The sequence below is a fragment of the Microcystis sp. M49636_WE2 genome (genome assembly GCF_030065375.1).
GTDB classification, from domain to species: Bacteria; Cyanobacteriota; Cyanobacteriia; order Cyanobacteriales; family Microcystaceae; genus Microcystis; species Microcystis aeruginosa_C.
The window spans coordinates 1-2,044 of the sequence record NZ_JASJFG010000721.1 but is presented as its reverse complement, the minus strand read 5'-3'; the positions used below and the strand labels follow the sequence as shown (position 1 = coordinate 2,044).

The following is a 2,044-nucleotide window of genomic DNA, read 5'->3' as shown; positions in this document are numbered from 1 at the left end:
TGACGCATCATCATCTCATTCATTTTATCTTCGGGAAGTTGTAGATCATCATCTTCCAACAGATCCACTAATTCCGTATCTTCTCCCTTCCCTACACGATGATTTAAAGAGAGAGATTGACGACGCAATTGTAATAATTGCCGCAATTGTTCGGGAGTCATTTCCAACGCTTCCGCGAGTTCCCGTTCATTGGGATTGCGTTGTAAATCTTGCTTGAGAATGCGCTGCGCTTTTTTGAGTTTATTGAGTTTTTCGACAATGTGAATCGGTAAACGAATTGTACGCGCATCGTTAGCAATGGTGCGGGTGATTGCTTGTCGAATCCACCAATAAGCATAGGTAGAGAATTTATAACCTTTATTGGGATCGAATTTTTCGGCCGCACGGTTGAGTCCGATCGCACCTTCTTGAATTAAATCTAAGAAAGGAACCCCGCGATTTAAATAGCGTTTAGCGATAGAAACCACCAAGCGCAAATTAGAACGAATCATTTTCCGTTTAGCTGTTCTTCCCCGATAAAGACGGTTTTCCAGTTGACGTTCATTATCTAATTGTAAAGCGATCGCCCATTCCGTTTTTGTCGGGGGACGATGTAAATTTTCCTGTAGTTTTTGGCGCACTTCTTCCGCTTCCATCAGAAACTTAACCGAGTAGGCTAATTCAATTTCTTCTTCCGCATTAAGCAGGGGATAACGGGCCATTTCTTTAAAAAATGCTCCAACAGTATCTTCATTGCTGCCTTTATCGTATCCAGTTCCACTACCCCCACGAGTGGTTTTTAGGGTTTCCGGTAAAGGTTCAGTCAGATCTTCGTCAGTTCTTTCAGCAAAATCCACGCTGTCTAGTTCTAAAGGATTTGTCTCCAGGGCAATGATTTGATTAAAATTATCATCAGAGGCTAGTTTAGAGATTTTCATAAGCAGTTATGGATGGAGTGGGGTTATAATAGCGGGGAAAAACTCGGTTTCTCCCAATGGGCTGATTGTTACATTGAATTTTCGGGGAGCAGATTTTTTAAACGTTTTCTTAATTAATGGCGGCAATTTCTGGGATATAATTGCGCGATTCTGTGTCGATGGTTACAAATCGCCGAACCAGACAATAAGATTTTCTGGTGAATGGGAGGAACTTTTTGTGTTTCTACTCATACACTCTAACTAAGGTTTTTGGTATTTGACTAGGTAAAGATCACGCTTCTTAACAATCAAGATAGCAGTCAGCTTTTTATGACTATTCTTCGCTTTTTTTATTGAGAACTATTCTCAAGTTTTGACTAACTATGCTTTGATTCAATAGCTAATAGTCAATAATTATCATTTGGAAAGATTTCACGGGCTAAAAATCAAAATTTGCGGGCAAAAAAGCAATATTTAAAGTGTTTTTAGACAAAATTAGCTATTTTTATTCCCCTCAAGCTTTAAACTATAATTTAAATACCCTATTCTCCCCCCCCCCGCAACGCGAGTGATCTCCCCACTTCCCACTCCCCACTTCCCACTCCCCACTTCCCACTTCCCACTGATAACTGATAACTGATAACCATGCTCGATCGCTGTGCTACTCTAACTGTAGCGGAACCTCGCACACCTTACCAATTAACCACAACTGGACAACCGTGGTTAGAGGTTTTGGTCGATCGCCCTTATCCTAGAGATAGTCAAGAGGATCAGCAAATATTAACCTATAGTATCCCCCAGGATTTAACAGTAGAAATCGGCGATATTTTAAGCGTTCCCTTTGGTTCTCAGGTAATTGGGGGAATTGCTCTTAGATTTCTCGAAAATTTGCCCGCAGGACTAGAAGAAAATCAAATTCGTCCCGTGGAAGATGTGATTACTAAGGGCTTTTTCCCCGATAATTATTGGCAGTTATTGACTAAAATCGCCCAATACTACGCAACGGATTTAATCACCGTTGTTCGCGTCGCTTTACCTACGGGTTTACTGCGAAGTTCCCAACGTCGCATCAGATTAAAACCAGAAGCGATTCCCCCCGGTGCGGAAGTTTTTTGTACTCCCCTCTCCCGTCAGATTTTATCCCTGCT

2 protein-coding genes are annotated in these 2,044 nt (G+C 41.5%); one reads left to right on the top strand and one right to left on the bottom strand.

What is annotated here, in order from left to right:
- Positions 1 to 917, bottom strand: a 917-nt coding sequence (locus tag PX484_RS16555; RefSeq protein WP_288104808.1) for a sigma-70 family RNA polymerase sigma factor, incomplete at its 3' end; no start/stop codon positions are given.
- Between the two features lie 624 nt (positions 918 to 1,541).
- Here PX484_RS16555 and PX484_RS16550 point away from each other — a divergent pair.
- A partial coding sequence (locus PX484_RS16550; RefSeq protein ID WP_502882759.1) for a primosomal protein N' family DNA-binding protein occupies positions 1,542 to 2,044 on the top strand: 503 nt, incomplete at its 3' end.